The following is a 298-nucleotide window of genomic DNA, read 5'->3' on the forward strand; positions in this document are numbered from 1 at the left end:
GCGCGACGCGGTGGCAATCGACCTGGACAGCGTCCAGCACAAGCTGTTGCACGCGCAGCGCGGCGGTTACTGCTTCGAACTCAATGGCGCGTTCCTGGCGCTGCTGCAGGCCTTGGGCTTCGATGCGCAGCCACTGAGTGCACGGGTGCTGCTGTCGGCCACCGAGGGCGAGCTGACTGCGCGTACGCATCTGCTCCTGCGGGTGCGTCTGCAGGAAGAGGATTGGCTGGTCGATACCGGCTTCGGCAGCCTGACCCCGACCGTACCGCTGCGCCTGCACGAGACCGCAGTGCAGGAC

1 protein-coding gene is annotated in these 298 nt (G+C 67.1%); it reads left to right on the top strand.

Going from position 1 to position 298, the window contains the following annotated elements:
* On the top strand, positions 1 to 298 hold a 298-nt coding region (locus FQ664_RS25810), incomplete at both ends, for an arylamine N-acetyltransferase family protein (protein WP_144175840.1).

This window comes from Pseudomonas persica, from assembly GCF_900291015.1.
Taxonomy (GTDB): domain Bacteria; phylum Pseudomonadota; class Gammaproteobacteria; order Pseudomonadales; family Pseudomonadaceae; genus Aquipseudomonas.